This window comes from Micromonospora sp. AMSO1212t (assembly GCF_008868145.1).
Lineage (GTDB): Bacteria > Actinomycetota > Actinomycetes > Mycobacteriales > Micromonosporaceae > Micromonospora > Micromonospora tulbaghiae.
The window spans coordinates 1-19,200 of record NZ_WBKS01000032.1; the positions used below are offsets into that span (position 1 = coordinate 1).

Genomic DNA, 19,200 nt, shown 5'->3' on the forward strand with positions numbered 1-19,200 from the left:
GAGGGGGCCGGTGGGATGTGACAGCCCGTTGACTGTTTGATCGATGCATGTAACTGTTTCGACCACCGGTCCCGGCACCCCCGCCCGCCGAACCCCCACGAGGAGTCTCCATGAGACGCAGAACGCCGACCACGAGCCTCGCGCTCGCCCTCGTCGCCACCCTGACGACGGCGAGCCTGGCCGGCACCGCCTCCGCCGCGCCCGCGACGGCCGCCGCCCCCGCCCCGGCCGTCGCCGCGCTCGCCGCGCCGGACGTCTCCCTGAGCAACATCCAGGCCCACCTCACCCAGTTCAATTCCATCGCCACCAGCAACGGCGGCAACCGGCGCTCCGGCTCGGCCGGCTACACGGCGTCGGTCAACTACGTCAAGGGCAAGCTCCAGGCCGCCGGCTACACGGTCACCGAGCAGAACTGCTCCACCTGCACCTACCCGGGCAACAACCTGATCGCCGAGTGGCCGCAGGGCCCCTCCGACCAGGTCGTCATGTTCGGCGCGCACCTGGACGGCGTCGCCGCCGGCCCGGGCATCAACGACAACGCCTCCGGCTCGTCGGCGCTGCTGGAGAACGCGCTGGTGCTGGCCGCGCAGAACCCGACCATGACCAAGCGCGTCCGGTTCGCCTGGTGGAACGGCGAGGAGCAGGGCCTCCAGGGCTCCAAGCACTACGTCAACCAGCTCAGCTCCACCCAGCGGGGCTACATCAAGGGCTACTACAACTTCGACATGGTGGGCTCGCCCAACGGCGGCTACTTCATCAACCGGATCACCTCGGCCACCGCCGCGCCGCTGAAGGCGTACTGGGACTCGTTCGGCATCTCGCCGGAGGAGAACACCGAGGGGCAGGGCCGCTCGGACGACTACTCGTTCGCCAACGCCGGCATCCAGACCTCCGGCTACGCGGCGGGCGCCAGCTACACCAAGAGCTCGGCGCAGGCCAGCAAGTGGGGCGGCACCGCCGGTGCGGCGTACGACGGGTGTTACCACCGCTCCTGCGACAACACCAGCAACATCAACACGACCATCCTCAACCGGGCCGCGGACGGCGTCGCGTACGCGATCTGGGCGCTCGCGGTCGGCGGCGGCACGCCGTCCAACGACTTCTCCGTCTCGGTGAGCCCCACCTCCGGCAGCGTCGCCCGGGGCGGCTCCACCACCGCCACGGTCAGCACCGCCACCACCGCCGGCAGCGCGCAGACCGTGGCGCTGTCCGCCAGCGGCGCCCCGAGCGGCGTCTCGGTGAGCTTCAGCCCGTCGTCGGTCACCTCGGGCGGCTCGGCCACCATGACCGTCACCGCCTCGTCGACGGCCACCACCGGCACGTTCACGCTCACCGTGACCGGCACCGGCTCGGCCACCCGCACCGCCAGCTACACGCTCACCGTGACCGGTGGGAGCGGCGGCTGCACCGGCGGCCAGCTCATCGGCAACAGCAGCTTCGAGTCCGGCACCACGCCGTGGACGGCCAGCTCCGGCGTGATCACCAACAGCTCCAGCCAGGCGGCCCGCACCGGGTCGTACAAGGCGTGGATGAACGGGTACGGCTCCTCGCGTACCGACACGCTGTCCCAGTCGGTCACGCTGCCGGCCGGGTGCAGCAGCTACACGTTCTCGTTCTGGCTGCACATCGACACGGCCGAGACGACCAGCTCGACCGCGTACGACAAGCTGACCGTGCAGGTCGGCTCGACCACGCTGGCCACGTACTCGAACCTGAACAAGGCCACCGGCTACACCCAGCGCACCTTCAACCTGGCCGCGTACGCCGGTCAGACGGTCACGCTGAAGTGGACCGGGGTCGAGGACTCCTCGCTCCAGACCAGCTTCGTCGTGGACGACGTGACGCTGCAGGTCGGCTGAGCGGTCCCGGGCGGGGTGGGCGCCGGCCCGCCCCACCCGGGTCTCAGGTGATCGGCAGCGCCTTGGCGCCCGCGCCCCTGACCGATCGGGTCAGCGAGCGTTCGGAGACCCACAGGAAGCACTGCACGCCCCGGTCGCCGTCGCGCCACTGCTCCTCGAACGGGTGGTAGATGATGGTGCCGGCCCGGTACTGCATGTTGCCGTCGTTCGGCAGCTTCGCGTACTTGGCGATCAGGCCGCGGCACGCCTTGTGCGTGCGCAGCGGCGTGCGCTCGAACTCGGCGTAGGTGATGTCCGGCGCCTGGTAGACGCCGACGAACTCGGCGTGGTGCCGGGAGGTGCAGGCCACCGGCCGCATCGACTGCACCTCGTCCTTGCTCAGCTTCGGGTTGAAACAGCCGAACGCGAGCTTCGAGCCGGGCTTCAACGCGCCCCGCAGGCTGCCGGTGCGCTGGGCCACGGCGCCCTCGTCCAGATCGGTGATCTCGGCGACGTCGCAGCGGTACCAGCGGGCCCCGCCGGACCACGCGAGCGCCGAGGGGAACACCACGGCAAGGCGCAGCCGGCCGCCGCGCCAGTCCGCGCCGACGGCCCGGGTGACCTGCCGGGCGCAGTCGGCGTGCGCGGCGCGCATCCCGGCCGAGCCGGTCCGTGGCGGCGCGGAACGCTCCGCCTCCGCGCCGGTCATCGTGCCCACGTGCAGCGTCTCGGTGCGGTGCGGGGTGGCGCAGTCGACCGGCTGGTAGCCGCTGAGGTAGCCGACGTCGGCGACTGTGGGGTGACAGGCCCCGGACTTCGGCACGAAACCGACCGGCGCGGCGAACGCCGGCCAGTCGTCGATCAGGTCGCGGTCCACTCCGGCCGGCGCGGCACAGCCGCCGAGCGCCAGCGCCAGCGCCGCGCCCACGGTGACCGCCACCCGCCATCGCCGCATCCCGACCGACCTCCCCGCGCATCCGGCGCCGCCCGGTCGACCGGTACGCCTCGGCGGTGCAGCATACGACAGCCGCTCAGGTGACCGGGAGTCCCTCGGGTCCGGCGCCGCGCACCGAGCGGTTCAGCTTGCGGTCGTCACTCCACAGGAAACAGCGCACGCCCCGGTCGCCCTCCTCCCACTCCCGCTGCGACGGCGGGTAGAAGATGGACCCGGCCCGGTACGGCAGTTCGGCGTTGTCCGGCACCTCGGCGAACGCGGCGATGAGCGTCATGCAGCGCCGGTGCGTGGCGGGCGCGCCCCGGGTGAACTCCGCCCAGCTCATGTCGCCTTCCTCGTACACCCCGACGAACTCGGCCCGGTGCGGTTCGGTGCACAGCACCGGGGCCATGTAGTTGAGGTTCTGGCCGATCAGCTTCGGGTCGAAGCACCTGTGCACCAGCGGGTTGTCGCCGACGAGCGCGCCGCGCAGGCTGCCGACCCGGTTGACCGGGCGGGTGTTGTCGATGCTGTCGGTCTCGGCCAGGTCGCAGCGGAACCAGCGGGCGCCGGACGTCCAGGCGGTGACGGTGGGCAGCGCGATGTTCAGGGTCAGCCGGGCGGCGTGCCAGTCCCCGCCGATCATCTCCCGGGCCCGCTGGTCGCACTCCGCGCGCGCGGTCCGCAGCGCGGGTGAGCCCGGTTCCGGGCGTACGCCCTGCGCCGCCGGCCCGCTGAACCGGCCGACGTGCACGGTCTCGGCCAGGTGGCTGCCCGCGCAGTTCACCGTCTCGTACGTGGCGGCGGCCACCACAGTGCTCAGCCGGGGCAGGCACGCCTCGGTCGCCGGGACGAACAGCTGCGGCACCGGCAGCGCAGCCCAGTCGTCGATCAGGTCGCCGTCGGCCCGGTGTGTCTGAGCGCATCCGGCGATCACCGCAGTCACGGCGCCGGCCAGCGCGAGCACGTGGAGCCACCGTCGCATCGTCCGCCCCTTCCGGGAGAGATGACAGCCGGTCGCCACAGGCCCGACCGGCGTCCCCCGCGCCCGGGCGTGCAGCATACGTGACCGTCCCTGTAGGAGTTTCGTCATCTTTCAATCGATCGGCCAGTCACCGGCGACTATTCGTGCCGATTTTCTCTCCGGACGGCCGGATGGTGCACCACCGGTGAATGGGACATCACCACCTGTCACTCCGGGAGACGTGCCGCGACCTCCGGATCACCGCGTTCGTACACTGGCCCGGTGACCGTACCGCCGCCGATCGTCGCGCCGAGCATCCTGGCCGCCGATTTCGCCCGCCTCGCCGACGAGGTCCGTGCCGTGGAGCCCGCCGCCGACTGGCTGCACGTCGACGTCATGGACAACCACTTCGTGCCCAACCTGACCATCGGACTGCCGGTGGTGCAGAGCCTGCGTGCCGTCACCGGGATCCCGTTCGACGTGCACCTGATGATCACCGACCCGCGCCGCTGGGCGCCCGGGTACGCCGACGCCGGGGCGTACAACGTCACGTTCCACGCCGAGGCGTGCGACGACCCGGTGGCGCTGGCGAAGGACCTGCGCTCGGCCGGGGCGAAGGCGGGGCTGGCGATCGACCGGGACACCCCGATCGAGCCGTACCTGGAGCTGCTGCCGAGCTTCGACACGTTGCTGATCATGACGATCAAGGCCGGCTTCGGCGGCCAGCGTTTCCTGCCGCAGCTGCTGGACAAGGTGCGCGCGGCCCGCCGGCACGTCGACAGCGGGCACCTGGAGCTGCGCATCGAGGTCGACGGCGGCATCGCCGCGGACACCATCGAGCAGGCCGCCGCGGCCGGCGCCGACGCGTTCGTCGCGGGCACCGCCGTCTACGGCGCCGACGATCCCGCGGAGGCGGTACGCCGCCTGCGGGGCCTGGCGGAACGCGCGATGACCGGGGCCTGAGGTGGACCCGGCCGGCGAGCGACCCGACGTGATCCTCGTCGTCGACGACGACGAGGACATCGCCCGCTTCGTCGAGTTCAACCTGCGCCTGCACGGCTTCGAGGTGCTGCACGCCGCCGACGGCCAGGAGGCGCTGGAGATCATCGAGCGGCAGCGGCCCGACCTCGCGGTGGTCGACCTGATGATGCCCCGCATCGACGGGCTGGAACTGACCCGGCGGCTGCGCGCCGATCCGATGACCTCGGCCCTGCCGGTGATCATGCTGACCGCCAAGGGGATGACCCAGGACAAGGTCAACGGGCTCAGCGTCGGCGCGGACGACTACCTGGTCAAGCCGTTCGACACGCTGGAACTGGTGGCCCGGGTCAACTCCACGCTGCGGCGCAACAAGGAGTTCCGGGAGGTCTCGCCGCTGACCGGGCTGCCCGGCAACAGCCGGATCCGGCGGGAGATCAGCGACCGGGTACGCAACGGCGTCGACTACGCCGTCGGCTACATCGACATCGACCGGTTCAAGAGCGTCAACGACCGGTACGGCTTCGTGCGCGGCGACGAGTTCATCTCGGCGCTGGCCCGCAGCCTGCACCGGGCGGTGGTGTCGATCGGGCTGCCGCCGGCGTTCCTCGGCCACGTCGGCGGTGACGACTTCGTCATCGTCTGCACCCCCGGCCAGGTCCGGCCGCTGACCAGCCGGGCCGTCGTCGACTTCGAGAAGGCCGCGGACGCGCTCTACGACGCGACCGACCGGGAGCGCGGTTTCGTGGAGCTGAAGGACCGGCGCGGCAACATCCGCCGCGCCGCGCTCGTCACGCTCTCCATCGGCGTGTCGCTGTCCGATTCCGGCAAGCGGTTCACCGATCCGCTGGAGGCGATCGCGGTGGCGTCGGAGATGAAGACGGTGGCCAAGAGCCAGCCCGGCTCGTACGTGGCGGTGGACCGCCGGCGCGGTGTCACCTGACCGGTCCTGTGAGGTAGCTCGCCTCTGTGGCGCGCGCCCGGGCGGAACGTGTAAGACTTCCCCTATACCCACCACGCGCTGGCGGGGCTCGGTGAAATTCCGAACCGGCGGTGATCCACGGTCCGACCGTGGTAAGCCCGCGACCCGGACGGCTTCGGCCGGACGGTGGACCTGGTGAGAATCCGGGGCCGACGGTTGGGGTGCGGCTCGTCCGTCCCCAGAAAGTCCGGATGGGAGACAGCGCGCGGAACGGGGGAGGCCCCTGCCGGCCGCTGAGCACCCTCAGCCGCCGCGTGGGCTTCTCGGGGTCGGCGTCGCCGTCCCCCGGGTTCTCCGCCGCCGCGTGTCCGCGGCTTTCGTGGCCGTTCCTCCCGAACCCGCCCGCGCGTGACCGGCGAGCGGGAGGACAGGCGGCCATGGCGAGCGTCTCCGTCGACGAGGCGATGCGTCGTGCCATCGAACTGGCCGCGCGCGGCCTCGGCGCCACGAGCCCCAACCCGGTCGTCGGCTGCGTGCTGCTCGACGCCGACGGCGAGGTCGTCGGCGAGGGCTTCCACGCGTACGCCGGCGGCCCGCACGCGGAGATCGTCGCGCTGGCACAGGCCGGCACGCGCGCCCGCGGCGGCACCGCCGTGGTCACCCTGGAGCCCTGCGACCACACCGGCCGCACCGGCCCGTGCAGCCACGCGCTCATCGCCGCCGGGGTGTCCCGCGTGGTCATCGCGGTGCCCGACCCCAATCCGGTCGCCTCCGGCGGCGCGGCCACGCTGCGCGCCGCCGGGCTCCAGGTCGCCCTGGGGGTACGCACGCAGGAGGCCGAGGCCGGCAACGTGGCCTGGCTGACCTCGATGCGCCGCGGCTGGCCGTACGTGATCTGGAAGTACGCGGCCACGCTCGACGGACGCTCCGCCGCCGCCGACGGCACCAGCATGTGGATCACCTCCGAGGCGGCCCGGATCGACGTGCACGCGCTGCGCGGCACCGTCGACGCGGTGCTCGCCGGGGTGGGCACCGTGCTCGCCGACGATCCCCGTCTCACCGCCCGCAACCTGCGCGACGGCACCATGGCCATCCGGCAGCCGCTGCGGGTGGTGGTGGACAGCTCGGGGCGTACCCCCGCCGACGCCCGGGTCCGCGACGGCGCCGCCCGCACCTGGGTGGCCACCGCCGCGGAGGTCGGCGCCGGGCCGGACGGCCGGGTCGACCTGCCGGCGCTGCTCGCGGAGCTGCACCACCGGGGCGTGCGGGCCGCCCTGCTGGAGGGCGGGCCGACGCTGGCCGGCGCGTTCCTCGCCGCCGGCCTGGTCGACCGGATCGTCGGGTACGTCGCGCCGAAGCTGCTCGGCGCCGGCCCGACCGCGCTGCTCGACGCCGGCGTGAGCACCATCGCCGACGCCATCGATCTGGAGATCACCGACGTTACGCGGGTCGGTCCCGACCTGCGGATCACCGCGCTGCCCCGGAAGAGGGAGGCCTGACATGTTCACCGGCATCGTCGAGGAACTGGGCGAGATCGTCCGGAGCACCGAGACCGGCGACGACTCCGCGCTGGTCGCCATCCGCGGCCCGCTCGTCACCTCGGACGCCCGGCACGGCGACTCGATCGCGGTCAACGGCGTCTGCCTGACGGTGGTCGACGTCGACGGCGGCGTCTTCACCGCCGACGTGATGGGCGAGACGCTGCGCCGCACCGCGCTCGGTGCGCTGCGCCCCGGCGACCCGGTCAACCTGGAACGGGCCGCCGCGCTCAACAGCCGCCTGGGCGGGCACCTGGTGCAGGGCCACGTCGACGGCGTCGGCGAGGTCGTCGCCCGGGAGCCGGCCGCACAGTGGGAGACGGTCCGGTTCCGGCTGCCCGCCGGGCTGGCCCGGTACGTGGTGGAGAAGGGCTCGATCACCGTCGACGGCGTGTCCCTGACCGTCGCCGAGGTGGGCGACGACTGGTTCTCGGTCGGCCTGATCCCGACCACGCTGAAGCTCACCGTGCTCGGCACGAAGCGGGTCGGCGACCCGGTCAACCTGGAGGTGGACGTGCTGGCCAAGTACGTCGAGCGGCTGCTCGGCGACCGCACCGGGGAAGGTGCGCGGTGATGGGCCCGCTCGGCTGGCTGCTCGACGCCCAGGTGCACGTGGCCGGCTCGCCGGTGCTGGTCCGGGAGATCGTCGGCAACGGCTTCGGGCTCGCCTCGGCGCTGCTCGGGCTGCGCCGGGTGGTCTGGGCCTGGCCGGTCGGCATGATCGGCAACGCGCTGCTGTTCACCGTGTTCCTCGGCGGCGTCTTCGTCACGCCGCAGGCGCACGACCTCTACGGCCAGGCCGGCCGGCAGGTCTTCTTCTTCGCCGTCAGCGTGTACGGCTGGTGGCGCTGGTCGCGTAACCGGCGCTCCGGCGGCGGGGACCAGCCGGCCGTGGTGCCGCGCTGGGCCACCTGGCCGGAGCGGCTCGGCCTGCTCGTGGCAGCCGCCGTCGGCACCGCCGCCGCGTACCCGGTCCTCGCCGCGCTCGGTTCGTGGGGGCCGCTGCCGGACGCCTGGATCCTGGTCGGCAGCCTGCTCGCCACGTACGGCATGGCCCGCGGCTGGGTGGAGTTCTGGCTGATCTGGATCGCCGTCGACGCGGTCGGCGTACCGCTGCTGCTGCGCGGCGGCTTCTACCCGTCGGCCGCCATGTACCTGGTCTACGGCGCGTTCTGCGCGGCCGGCCTGTACAGCTGGTGGCGCACCTCCCGGGCCGTCGCGACCGCGTCCGCCCCGATCCCGGCGACGTACTCGGAGGCCGCGGCATGAGCACGTTCGGTTCGATCGAGCAGGCGGTGGCGGACATCGCCGCCGGGCGTCCGGTGGTCGTCGTCGACGACGAGGACCGCGAGAACGAGGGCGACCTGATCTTCGCGGCCGAGCTGGCCACGCCGGAGCTGGTCGCGTTCATGGTCCGCTACACCTCCGGATACATCTGCGTGCCGCTGACCGAGGACGAGTGCGACCGGCTGGACCTGCCGCCGATGCACCACACGAACCAGGACCGGCGCGGCACCGCGTACACGGTGACGGTGGACGCCCGGGAGGGCGTCAGCACCGGCATCTCGGCCGCCGACCGGTCGCACACCATCCGGCTGCTCGCCGACGCCGCCACCGACCCGACCGACCTGGCCCGGCCCGGTCACGTGGTGCCGCTGCGCGCCCGCGCCGGCGGGGTGCTGCGCCGCCCCGGGCACACCGAGGCGGCGGTGGACCTGACCCGGCTGGCCGGGCTGCGCCCGGCCGGGGTGCTCTGCGAGCTGGTGAACGACGACGGCACCATGATGCGCCTGCCGGACCTGGAGAAGTTCTGCGCCGAGCACGGGCTGACGCTGGTCACCATCGCCGACCTGATCGCCTACCGGCGGCGTACCGAGAAGCAGGTCGAACTGGCCGCCGAGGCCCGGATGCCCACCCCGTACGGCGTGTTCCGGGCGCTCGGCTACCGCGCCGAGCACGACCCGGCCGAGCACGTCGCGCTGGTCATGGGCGACCTCGGCGACGGGCGGGACGTGCTGGTGCGGGTGCACTCCGAGTGCCTCACCGGCGACGTGTTCGGCTCGCTGCGCTGCGACTGCGGGCCGCAGTTGCAGGCCGCGCTGGCCCGGGTCGCCGCGGAGGGGCGCGGCGTGGTCCTCTACGTGCGCGGGCACGAGGGCCGGGGCATCGGCCTGCTGCACAAGCTGCAGGCGTACCAGCTCCAGGACCAGGGCCGCGACACCGTGGACGCGAACCTCGACCTCGGGCTGCCGGCCGACGCCCGCGACTACGGCACCGGCGCGCAGATCCTCTACGACCTCGGCGTCCGGACGATGCGGCTGCTGACGAACAACCCGGCCAAGCGGGCCGGCCTGGAGGGGTACGGCCTCACCGTGACCGGCCGGGAGGGCCTGCCGGTGCGGTCCAACCCGGAGAACGTGCGCTACCTGCGCACCAAGCGGGACCGGATGGGTCACCTGCTGGACGGACTGGACGAGGTGACCGAGGCGCCGATGGGCCGCCCGGTCGCCGGTGACGAGATCGGAGCGTAGGGCCATGGCGGGTTTCGGTGAGCCGGGCGTGACCGCGGTGGACGCCGCCGGGATGACGGTCGGCGTGGTGGCCGCCCGGTGGCACGGCGACCTGACCGACCACATGACCGAGCGGGCGGTGGCCGCCGCGCAGGCGTGCGGGGCGCGGGCCGTGGTGGCCCGGGTGGCCGGCTCGGTGGAGCTGCCCGTGGTGGCCCAGGCGATGGCCCGCCGCTTCGACGTGGTGGTCGCGCTCGGCGTGGTGGTACGCGGCGCGACGGCGCACTTCGACTACGTGTGCCAGTCGGTCACCGAGGGGCTGACCCGGGTGGCGCTGGACGAGGGCAAGCCGGTGGCGCACGGGGTGCTGACCGTGGACACCATCGAGCAGGCCCGGGACCGGGCCGGGCTGCCCGGCTCGGCCGAGGACAAGGGCTGGTCGGCGACAGTCGCCGCGCTGGACGCCGCCCTGGCCGTGCGCGCGCTGGACGCCCAGTCCGCCCACCGGGTCGGCTTCGCGTGACCCACCCGGCCCGTCACCAGCAGCGGCTGGAAGAATCGCCTTCCGTGAAGACGTTCGAGGAGTTGTTCGCCGAGCTGCAGGCCAAGGCCGCCGCCGGCACCCCGGGCTCGGGCACGGTCGAGGCGCTCGCCAAGGGCGTGCACTTCATCGGCAAGAAGGTCGTCGAGGAGGCGGCCGAGTCGTGGATGGCCGCCGAGCACGAGGGCCCGGAGCGGGCCGCCGAGGAGATCTCCCAGCTGCTCTACCAGGCGCAGGTGCTGATGCTCGCCACCGGCCTGGAACTGAAGGACGTCTACCGACATCTGTGAGTGCCCGTCCGCTGATCATCCGATCGAACGAAGGAGCACTCTCATGCTGCGTGTCGCAGTACCCAACAAGGGCGCCCTGGCCGAGTCGGCCGCCGGGATGCTGCGCGAGGCGGGCTACCGCCAGCGCACCGACCCGAAGGACCTGGTCTGCCGGGACGAGCAGAACGACATCGAGTTCTTCTACCTGCGCCCCAAGGACATCGCCACCTACGTCGGATCCGGCGATCTGGACGTCGGCATCACGGGCCGCGACCTGCTGATCGACTCGGGCGCGCCGGCCGAGGAGGTGGTCGACCTCAACTTCGGTCGGGCCACGTTCCGGTTCGCCGCCCGGCCCGACGACGTCGGCTCGGTCCAGCAGCTCGGCGGGCACCGGATCGCCACCGCGTACCCCGGTCTGGTCGAGCGGCACCTGGCCGAGCTGGGCGTCAAGGCCGACGTGATCCGCCTGGACGGCGCGGTGGAGAACGCCATCCGCCTCGGTGTGGCCGACGTGGTCGCCGACGTGGTGGAGACCGGCGCGACGCTGCGCCAGGCCGGCCTGGTGGTCTTCGGCGAGCCGCTGCTGCGCTCCTCGGCGGTGCTGGTCCGCCGCGCGGGCGCGCCCGGCGGCGCGCAGCAGGAGCAGTTGCAGCGGCGGCTGCACGGCGTCCTGGTCGCCCGCAGGTACGTGATGCTCGCCTACGACGTGCCGGCCGGCCTGCTCGACCGGGCCAGCTCGCTGACCCCGGGCATCGAGTCGCCGACGGTCTCGCCGCTGCACCGGGAGGGCTGGGTCGCCGTGCAGGCGATGGTGCTCCGCGACGACGTGCACCGGATCATGGACGAGCTGTACGAGCTGGGCGCCCGCGCCATCCTGGTCACCAACATCCACGCCTGCCGGCTGTGAGGCCGCTGCCGCTCCCGGCCGCGTTGGCCGTGGTCGTGCTGGGCGGCGTGGCCTCGGCCGCCCAGGGTGCGGTCAACGCAGAGCTGGGGGAGCGGACCGGTGACCCGGTCCTCGGCTCGGTGGTCAACAACCTCGGCGGCTGCCTGCTGGTGCTGGCCGGCCTGGCGGTGCTGCCGTCGATGCGCGCCGGGCTGGCCGGGCTGCGCCGCTCCGGGCTGCCGTGGTGGACGTACCTCGGCGGGGTGGGCGGCGCGGTGATCGTGCTGGTCGCGCCGGTGGTGGTGCCCGTGCTCGGGGTGGCGGTGTTCACGATCGCCCAGGTGGCCGGCGGCAGCCTCGGCGGCCTCGCGGTGGACCGGGCCGGGCTGGCCGCGACCGGCCGGATGCCGCTCACCCTGCCCCGGGTCGGCGGGGCGCTGCTCGGCGTCGGCGCTGTCGCTCTGGCGCAGCTCGGCCGCCCGGTCGGCGACCTGGCGGTCGGGCTGGTGCTGCTCTGCGTGCTGGGCGGGCTGGCGGTGGCCGGGCAGTCCGCGCTCAACGGACGGGTCGCCGCATCGGTCGGTCCGGCCGCCGGGCTCGCTGTCAACTTCGCGGTCAGCACCGTGGTGATCGGCGCGGTCGCGGCGATCACCGGCGCGCTCGTCACCGCGCCCGACTGGCCGACCCAGTGGTGGCTCTACCTCGGCGGCCTGCTCGGCGTCGGCATCGTGCTCACCCTGCTGATCGGGGTACGCGCCGCCGGGGTGCTGCGTACCGGCCTGGCGCTGGTGGCCGGGCAGCTCGGCGGCGCGCTGCTGCTGGACCTGGCGCTGCCCGGCGGCCCCGGTGTCCGGCTGCCGGTGCTGGCCGGCGCCCTGCTCACGCTGCTCGCCGTGGTGGTCACCGGGCTGCGCCGGCGCGGCCCGGACCGTGTGGCGGCCGAAGGCGCGCGCGAACCGGATGGCAGACTGGTCGGGTGAGCGATTCCGTGGTGACCGTGCGACCCCGCCGCGTCCGGGTCGTCTGCTGGGTGTCGGCCGTCACGCTGCTCGTGGTGTTCAGCCTCGTCGCGACGTCGTTGACCGGCGCCACCGGCAACGGCTACGGCACGTTCCAGCGCGGCGACCAGTTCGCCATGATCGGCCTGGGTGTCTTCGGCGCGCTCGGCTTCCTGCTGTTCACCCGCCCTCGCGTGGTCGCCGACGCCAAGGGTGTACGGGTGCGCAACGTGATCAGCTCGTACGAGCTGCCCTGGGAGGTGATCCGCGGGGTCCGGTTCGATCGGGGCGCCCCGTGGGCCAGCCTGGAACTGCACGACGACGACCTGCTGCCGATGGTCGCGCTGCAGGCCGCCGACAAGGAGAGCGCCGTCGAGGCGGTGCGCGCGCTGCGCCGCCTGCACCAGGCACATCTGGCGGCGCTGTCCGCCGGCCAGTCGGCACCCCGCTGACCTGCGAGCCCGGTTTGGGCGGGCCTGGGCCGGGGGTGTAGTGTTGCGGAGTCGACCAGACTGCCCCCGTCCCTGACGAGCGGGCGGTCTTGAAGCGGAGCGCCCGCTCCCACCCGAGTCGCCGCCACGGTGGCCGGGTCCGGTCCCCGGTTTCGGGCACGTCCCGAGGCCGGATGCGCGATCCTGTGATCGTGCCGACCGGTCGAGTGGGCCCTGGCATACGCCGGGGCCTTCTGCTTTCCGGGTCGGCTCCCACCCGGGAGCCCGCGGAGTCGGCACGGAGAAGACTCGACTCGAGGAGGCCCCATCAGCGTCGAACCACGCGTGAACGAGCAGATCCGGGCACGTGAGGTCCGACTGGTCGGTCCTGAGGGTGAGCAGGTGGGCATCGTCCCGCTGGAGCGCGCCCTGCAGCTGGCCGCGGACGTCGACCTGGACCTGGTCGAGGTTGCGCCGATGGCGCGCCCGCCGGTGTGCAAGCTCATGGACTTCGGCAAGTTCAAGTACGAGAGCGCACTCAAGGCGCGCGAAGCGCGGCGTAACCAGCAGCAGACCGTCATCAAGGAAATGAAGCTCCGGCCGAAGATCGACCCGCACGACTACGAGACCAAGAAGGGTCACGTGGTGCGGTTCCTCAAGGCGGGCGACAAGGTCAAGGTGACGATCATGTTCCGCGGTCGGGAGCAGAGCCGCCCGGAGCTGGGTTACCGGCTCCTGCGCCGGCTCGAGTCCGAGATCACGGAACTGGGATACGTCGAGGCCGCGCCGAAGCAGGACGGCCGAAACATGATCATGGTTCTCGCTCCGCACCGGGCCGTGAAGGCCTCCGCGGTCGCCGCCACGGCGTCCCGCGTTGGACCGCGCGACCGGGCTGCGGAGGAACCGGCCGCTCCGGCCGGCGAGACCCCGGCGGCCGGCGAGACCGCAGCAGCCGGTGAGACCGGCACGACCGCTGAGACCAGCGGCCAGTAACAGGGGAGAGACGTTCCAATGCCGAAGATGAAGAGCCACACGGGCATGGGCAAGCGGGTCAAGGTGACCGGCAAGGGCAAGATCGTTGCCCAGCAGGCCGGCCTTCGCCACAACCTGGAGAAGAAGCCCAGCACCCAGACCCGTCGGCTGACCGGCACCGTCGAGCTGGCCAAGGCCGACACCAAGCGCATCAAGAAGCTGCTCGGCCGCTGACGCGAGCCACCTGAACCGAAGAAGGAGTTGAGATGGCACGCGTCAAGCGGGCTGTGAATGCCCAGAAGAAGCGTCGTACCCTGCTGGAGACCGCGAGCGGTTACCGCGGTCAGCGCTCCCGGCTGTACCGCAAGGCCAAGGAGCAGGTGCTGCACTCGATGCAGTACTCCTACCGGGACCGTCGCGACCGCAAGGGCGACTTCCGGCAGCTCTGGATCCAGCGGATCAACGCCGGCGCCCGGGCCAACGGCCTGACCTACAACCGGCTGATCCAGGGCCTGCGCCTGGCCGGCATCGAGGTCGACCGGAAGATCCTGGCCGACATGGCCGTCAACGACGCCGCCTCGTTCGCGGCGATCGTCGAGCTGGCCCGCGCCGCCGTGGCGGCCGAGGGCACCGGTGGCGCCGCGGCCCAGGCCGCCTGACCCACCCCGTACGGCAGATCGAGGCGTCTCCCATGCAGTCACAGTCGCAGGGGAGGCGCCTCGACGCCGTTCCCGGACCGTTCACCCCGCGTACCCCGAGGGTCGTGGCGGCCCGTCGGCTCCAGCGTCGGCGCGACCGCGACCAGACCGGCCGGTTCCTGGCCGAGGGGCCGCAGGCGGTCCGGGAGGCGCTCGTCCGCGCCGGCACCGTGGTCGAGCTGTTCGGCACCCCGGCGGCGCTCGACCGGTACGCCGACCTCGCCGCCACCGCCGCCCGGGCCGACGTGCCGGTCTCCGAGGTGACCGACGACGCGCTGGCCGCGCTCACCGAGACGGTCGCACCGCAGGGCCTGGTGGCGGTCTGCCGGCACCTCGACGTACCCCTGGAGCAGGCCGTGGCGCGCGGCCCGCGACTGGTCGCGGTGCTTGCCGGGATCCGCGACCCGGGCAACGCCGGCACGGTGCTGCGCACGGCCGACGCGGCGGGCGCGGGCGCGGTGGTCTTCGCCGGCGAGGCGGTCGACCCCTACAACGGCAAGTGTGTGCGGGCCTCCGCCGGCAGCCTCTTCCACGTCGACGTGGTGCGGGCCGCCGACCCGCTCGCCGCCGTCGGGGCGCTGCGGGCCGCCGGCCTCACGATCTTCGCCACCACCGGGTACGGCGACAGCGACCTGGACGACCTGGCCGACGCCGGTCGGCTGGCCACACCTGCCGCGTGGCTGTTCGGCTCCGAGGCGCACGGCCTGCCCGACGAGCTGACCGGCGCGGCCGACGCCCGGGTCCGGGTGCCGCTGCACGGGCGCGCGGAGAGCCTGAACCTGGCTGCGGCGGCGGCCGTCTGCCTGTATTCTTCCGCCAGAGCACTGCGTCGGCCCACGGTCACGCACGACACAGCAGGGGAGTCCGCCTCGTCATGAACGCGCCACGGCGTTCGTTTAGCCAGCCCGCCGGTGTCGGCGGGCGGCGGGCCTGACCCTTCCCCCTGCACGACTCCCCACCGGCGGGCTGCGGCGAAGCCGCGCGTCCGTAGACTCGCCTAGCCACCCGCGAGGGTCGGCGCCGCCGTGAGGGAGTGCCCGTTCACCATGAGCTACCGCAACGATCCGTACGACCCGAAGCAGGTCGCCCTGCTCGACCCGGACGCCCTGGCCGGAGCAGTGGCCGACGCCGAGAAGGCGTTCGCCGAGGCCGCCGACCCGGACGCGCTCGCCGCGCTGCGCCCCGCGCACCTCGGTGACCGATCGCCGGTGTCGCTGGCCCGCCGGGAGATCGGCGCGCTGCCGCCGGCCGCGAAGGCCGACGCCGGCAAGCGGGTCAACGAGGCCCGCAAGGCCGTCGAGTCCGCGTACGCGGCCCGGCAGGAGATCCTGGACCGGGAGCGGGCCGCGCGGGTGCTGGTCGAGGAGCGGGTCGACGTGACCCTGCCGTACGACCGCCGGCCGCGCGGCGCCCGCCACCCGCTGAGCGTGTTGATGGAGCAGATCAGCGACCTGTTCATCGGCATGGGATACGAGGTGGCCGAGGGCCCCGAGGTCGAGCTGGAGTGGACCAACTTCGACGCCCTCAACATCCCCGCCGACCACCCGGCGCGCGGCCTGATGGACACGTTCCACATCGCACCCGAAGGCAGTGGCCTGGTGCTGCGGACCCACACGTCGCCGGTGCAGGCGCGCACCATGCTCACCCGCAAACCGCCGATCTACGTGGTGGTGCCGGGCCGGGTCTACCGCACCGACGAGCTGGACGCCACCCACGCGCCGGTGTTCCACCAGGTCGAGGGCCTGGTGGTGGACAAGGGCATCACCATGGCGCACCTGCGCGGCACGCTCGACCACTTCGCCCGGGCCATGTTCGGCGAGGGCGCGAAGACGCGCTGGCGGCCGCACTACTTCCCGTTCACCGAGCCGTCGGCGGAGTTCGACGTCTGGTTCCCGGAGCACCGGGACGGTCCGCAGTGGGTCGAGTGGGGCGGCTGCGGCATGGTCAACCCGCGGGTGCTGCGCGCCTGCGGCATCGACCCGGAGGTCTACTCCGGATTCGCGTTCGGCATGGGCATCGATCGGACCGCGATGGTCCGGCACGGCGTCAGCGACATGCGGGACATGGCCGAGGGCGACGTGCGGTTCACCCGCGCGTTCGGCGCCTGAGCTACGGGAACGGTGGTTTAACAGTCATGCGAGTCTCTGTCAGTTGGCTGCGGGAGTATGTGGACCTGCCGGCCGACCTGCCCACCGGCGACCTGGAGCAGGCGCTGGTCGACCTCGGCATCGAGGTCGAGTCCGTCGTGGACCTGCGCGAGTCCGTCACCGGCCCGCTGGTCGTGGGCGAGGTCCTGGAGATCGAGGAGCTGACCGGCTTCAAGAAGCCGATCCGCTTCTGCCGGGTCGACGTCGGCGCCGCGAACGGCACCGGCGAGCCGCAGGAGATCGTCTGCGGGGCGCGCAACTTCGCCCAGGGCGACAAGGTCGTGGTGATCCTCCCCGGCGGCGTGCTGCCCGGCGGCTTCGCCATCGGCGCGCGCAAGACGTACGGGCGCAACTCCCACGGCATGATCTGCTCCGCGCAGGAGCTGGGGCTCGGCGACGACCACTCGGGCATCATCGTGCTGCCCGAGGACGTCAAGGCCCAGCCCGGCGACGACGCGCGGCCCGTCGTCGGCCTGGACGACGTCGTGGTCGAGATGGAGATCACCCCGGACCGCGGGTACGCGCTGAGCGTGCGCGGCATCGCCCGGGAACTGTCGCACGCGCTCGGTGTGCCGTTCCGCGACCCGGCCGACGCGCCCGCGCCCGGCGCGACCGCCGAGCCGGCGTACCCGGTGGAGGTTCGTGACCCGGTCGGCTGCGACCGGTTCGCGGCGCGGATGGTGCGCGGCGCCGACCCGACGGTCGAGACGCCCGGCTGGATGCGGCAGCGGCTCACCGTGGCGGGCGTGCGCAGCATCTCGCTCGCAGTGGACATCACCAACTATCTGATGCTCGAACTCGGCCAGCCGATGCACGCCTTCGACGCGGACCGGATCGCCGGGACGCTCGTGGTGCGCCGCGCCGAGGCGGGGGAGAAGCTGACCACGCTGGACGGGGTGACCCGCACCCTGTCCGCCGAGGACCTGGTCATCTGCGACGAGACCGGTCCGATCTCGCTGGCCGCGGTGATGGGCGGCGAGACCAGCGAGGTGCTCGCCTCCACCACGAACGTGCTCTTCGAGGCGGCGCACTGGGATCCGGCCACTGTCGGTCGTACCGCGCGGCGGCACAAGCTGTTCAGCGAGGCCGCGAAGCGGTGGGAGCGGGGCGTCGACCCGGCGCTGCCGCTCGTCGCGCTGGAGAAGGCGGTCCGGCTGCTCACCGACCTGGCCGGCGGCACGGCCGGCGAGGAGGTGCTCGACATCGACCACGTCGCGCCGCGTACGCCTGTCACGCTGCCGGCGGACCTGCCGTCGCGCCGCGTGGGTGTGACCTACTCGCCGGACCGGGTGGTGGAGCTGCTGGAGCAGGTCGGCTGCACCGTCACCCGCGGCGCCGACCGGCTCGCCGAGGACCCGGGCACGGTCGGCACGGCCGCCGGTGGCGGTTCCGCCGCCGGGGGTGGCGAGGTGCTGACCGTGACGCCGCCGAGCTGGCGGCCCGACCTGACCGACCCGGCCGACCTGGTGGAGGAGGTGGTACGCCTCGACGGCTACGACCGGGTGCCGTCGGTGCTGCCGACCGCGCCGCCCGGCCGAGGGCTGACCTGGCAGCAGCAGCGCCGCCGGGCCGTCGCCCGTTCCCTCGCGGAGCGCGGCTACGTCGAGGTGCTGGCACAGCCGTTCGTCGCGCCGGAGCTGGTCGACCAGCTCGGCCTGCCCGCCGACGACCCGCGCCGCCCGGCGGTACGGCTGGCGAACCCGCTGTCGGAGGAGGAGCCGCTGCTGCGCACCACGCTGCTCGGCCCGCTGCTCGGCATCGTCAAGCGCAACGTCGGCCGGGGCCAGCGGGACGTGGCGATCTACGAGATCGGCACGGTCTTCCACCCGCGTCCGGGCGCGGGCACCCCGCCCGCCATGGGCGTGGACCGGCGACCCACCGACGAGGAGTTCGCCGCCGCCGACGCGGTGGTGCCGGCCCAGCCGCGGCACGTCGCGGTGGCGCTCACCGGCGAGATCGAACCGGCCGGCTGGTGGGGCGCGGGCCGCACGGCCGGCTGGGCGGACGCCGTCGAGGCGGGCCGGGCGGTGCTCGACGCCGCCGGCATCCCCGCCGACCGGGTGACGGTACGGGCCGGCGAGCGGGCCCCCTGGCATCCGGGCCGCTGCGCCGAACTGGTGGTGGACGACGTGGTCGTCGGTCACGCCGGCGAACTGCACCCGGCCGTGCTGGCCACGCTGGAGCTGCCCCGGCGTACCAGCGCCATGGAGCTCGACCTGGACGCGCTGCCGGCCGCGCCGCTGGCGACCGGCCCGACCATCTCCACGTTCCCGCCGGCCCTGATCGACGTGGCGCTGGTGGTGGACGCCTCGGTGCCGGCCGCCGAGGTGCGGGCGGCGCTCGTCGAGGGTGCGGGCCCGCTGCTGGAGGACGTCCGCCTGTTCGACGTCTACACCTCCGAGCAGCTCGGTGAGGGACGCAAGTCGCTGGCGTACAAGCTGACGTTCCGCGCCCCGGACCGGACCCTCGCGGGCGAGGAGGCGGTGGCCGCGCGGGACGCGGCCGTCGCGGTCGCCGCCGAGCGCTTCGGCGCCACGCTGCGCGGCGCCTGACGCCCTGCCCGTCGTGGAG

20 protein-coding genes and 1 riboswitch are annotated in these 19,200 nt (G+C 73.3%); of the genes, 18 read left to right on the top strand and 2 right to left on the bottom strand.

Features of this window, described 5'->3' with window-relative positions; genetic code table 11:
• Positions 1-110: 110 nt before the first annotated feature.
• Entirely contained in the window at positions 111-1,859 is a 1,749-nt protein-coding gene (locus F8279_RS11335; RefSeq protein WP_091424356.1) for a M28 family peptidase, read from the top strand.
• A 43-nt stretch (positions 1,860-1,902) separates the two neighbouring features.
• Here the strand turns inward: F8279_RS11335 and F8279_RS11340 are convergent, their stop codons facing one another.
• Positions 1,903-2,793 carry a septum formation family protein gene (locus F8279_RS11340; RefSeq protein WP_091424360.1) on the bottom strand — a complete coding sequence of 297 codons (891 nt, stop codon included), beginning with the start codon at positions 2,791-2,793 and terminating at the stop codon, positions 1,903-1,905.
• 76 nt (positions 2,794-2,869) lie between these two features.
• The gene (locus F8279_RS11345) at positions 2,870-3,757 is read right to left on the bottom strand and encodes a septum formation family protein (protein ID WP_091424363.1); all 888 of its coding nucleotides are present in this window, start codon (positions 3,755-3,757) and stop codon (positions 2,870-2,872) included.
• 261 nt (positions 3,758-4,018) lie between these two features.
• On the opposite strand from F8279_RS11345, the gene rpe reads away from it, so the two are divergent.
• The 17 genes from rpe to F8279_RS11430 all read left to right on the top strand — a co-directional run bounded on the left by rpe (position 4,019) and on the right by F8279_RS11430 (position 19,181).
• Positions 4,019-4,699 carry a ribulose-phosphate 3-epimerase gene (gene rpe, locus F8279_RS11350; RefSeq protein WP_013285529.1) on the top strand — a complete coding sequence of 227 codons (681 nt, stop codon included), beginning with the start codon at positions 4,019-4,021 and terminating at the stop codon, positions 4,697-4,699.
• 1 nt (position 4,700) lies between these two features.
• Positions 4,701-5,657 (top strand): response regulator, encoded by a 957-nt coding sequence (locus F8279_RS11355; RefSeq protein WP_091424366.1) that lies wholly within the window; start codon positions 4,701-4,703, stop codon positions 5,655-5,657.
• A gap of 73 nt (positions 5,658-5,730) precedes the next feature.
• A riboswitch (FMN riboswitch) is annotated at positions 5,731-5,903 on the top strand.
• 170 nt (positions 5,904-6,073) lie between these two features.
• Positions 6,074-7,135 carry a bifunctional diaminohydroxyphosphoribosylaminopyrimidine deaminase/5-amino-6-(5-phosphoribosylamino)uracil reductase RibD gene (gene ribD, locus F8279_RS11360; RefSeq protein ID WP_151499896.1) on the top strand — a complete coding sequence of 354 codons (1,062 nt, stop codon included), beginning with the start codon at positions 6,074-6,076 and terminating at the stop codon, positions 7,133-7,135.
• A 1-nt stretch (position 7,136) separates the two neighbouring features.
• Positions 7,137-7,748, top strand: coding sequence for a riboflavin synthase (locus F8279_RS11365; RefSeq protein ID WP_151499897.1), 612 nt, complete (start codon positions 7,137-7,139; stop codon positions 7,746-7,748).
• On the top strand, positions 7,748-8,443 hold the full coding sequence (gene pnuC / locus F8279_RS11370; RefSeq protein ID WP_151499898.1) for a nicotinamide riboside transporter PnuC: 696 nt from the start codon (positions 7,748-7,750) through the stop codon (positions 8,441-8,443). Before F8279_RS11365 ends, pnuC begins: the two co-directional genes overlap by 1 nt.
• Positions 8,440-9,705: a bifunctional 3,4-dihydroxy-2-butanone-4-phosphate synthase/GTP cyclohydrolase II gene (locus tag F8279_RS11375; RefSeq protein ID WP_151499899.1), complete on the top strand. Its 1,266-nt coding sequence runs from the start codon at positions 8,440-8,442 to the stop codon at positions 9,703-9,705. The genes pnuC and F8279_RS11375 overlap by 4 nt, the downstream gene beginning before the upstream one ends.
• Positions 9,706-9,709: 4 nt before the next feature.
• The gene (gene ribH, locus F8279_RS11380; RefSeq protein WP_091424378.1) at positions 9,710-10,207 is read left to right on the top strand and encodes a 6,7-dimethyl-8-ribityllumazine synthase; all 498 of its coding nucleotides are present in this window, start codon (positions 9,710-9,712) and stop codon (positions 10,205-10,207) included.
• Positions 10,208-10,233: 26 nt separating this feature from the next.
• The gene (locus F8279_RS11385; protein ID WP_198039659.1) at positions 10,234-10,515 is read left to right on the top strand and encodes a phosphoribosyl-ATP diphosphatase; all 282 of its coding nucleotides are present in this window, start codon (positions 10,234-10,236) and stop codon (positions 10,513-10,515) included.
• 43 nt (positions 10,516-10,558) lie between these two features.
• Positions 10,559-11,404: an ATP phosphoribosyltransferase gene (hisG, locus tag F8279_RS11390; protein ID WP_091424380.1), complete on the top strand. Its 846-nt coding sequence runs from the start codon at positions 10,559-10,561 to the stop codon at positions 11,402-11,404.
• Complete coding sequence (locus F8279_RS11395) at positions 11,401-12,363, top strand: DMT family transporter (protein ID WP_091424383.1); 963 nt, start codon at positions 11,401-11,403, stop codon at positions 12,361-12,363. Before hisG ends, F8279_RS11395 begins: the two co-directional genes overlap by 4 nt.
• Positions 12,360-12,833, top strand: a complete 474-nt coding sequence (locus tag F8279_RS11400; RefSeq protein WP_175438802.1) for a PH domain-containing protein — start codon at positions 12,360-12,362, stop codon at positions 12,831-12,833. The genes F8279_RS11395 and F8279_RS11400 overlap by 4 nt, the downstream gene beginning before the upstream one ends.
• Positions 12,834-13,157: 324 nt before the next feature.
• Positions 13,158-13,805 (top strand): translation initiation factor IF-3, encoded by a 648-nt coding sequence (infC, locus tag F8279_RS11405; RefSeq protein WP_091424387.1) that lies wholly within the window; start codon positions 13,158-13,160, stop codon positions 13,803-13,805.
• Between the two features lie 18 nt (positions 13,806-13,823).
• Positions 13,824-14,018: a 50S ribosomal protein L35 gene (gene rpmI, locus F8279_RS11410; RefSeq protein WP_007075851.1), complete on the top strand. Its 195-nt coding sequence runs from the start codon at positions 13,824-13,826 to the stop codon at positions 14,016-14,018.
• Positions 14,019-14,050: 32 nt separating this feature from the next.
• Positions 14,051-14,443, top strand: a complete 393-nt coding sequence (gene rplT, locus F8279_RS11415) for a 50S ribosomal protein L20 (protein ID WP_043324928.1) — start codon at positions 14,051-14,053, stop codon at positions 14,441-14,443.
• A 32-nt stretch (positions 14,444-14,475) separates the two neighbouring features.
• Entirely contained in the window at positions 14,476-15,360 is an 885-nt protein-coding gene (locus tag F8279_RS11420; RefSeq protein WP_151499900.1) for an RNA methyltransferase, read from the top strand.
• Between the two features lie 168 nt (positions 15,361-15,528).
• Positions 15,529-16,590, top strand: a complete 1,062-nt coding sequence (gene pheS / locus F8279_RS11425) for a phenylalanine--tRNA ligase subunit alpha (RefSeq protein ID WP_151499901.1) — start codon at positions 15,529-15,531, stop codon at positions 16,588-16,590.
• Positions 16,591-16,616: 26 nt separating this feature from the next.
• Complete coding sequence (locus F8279_RS11430; RefSeq protein ID WP_151499902.1) at positions 16,617-19,181, top strand: phenylalanine--tRNA ligase subunit beta; 2,565 nt, start codon at positions 16,617-16,619, stop codon at positions 19,179-19,181.
• Positions 19,182-19,200: the final 19 nt, after the last annotated feature.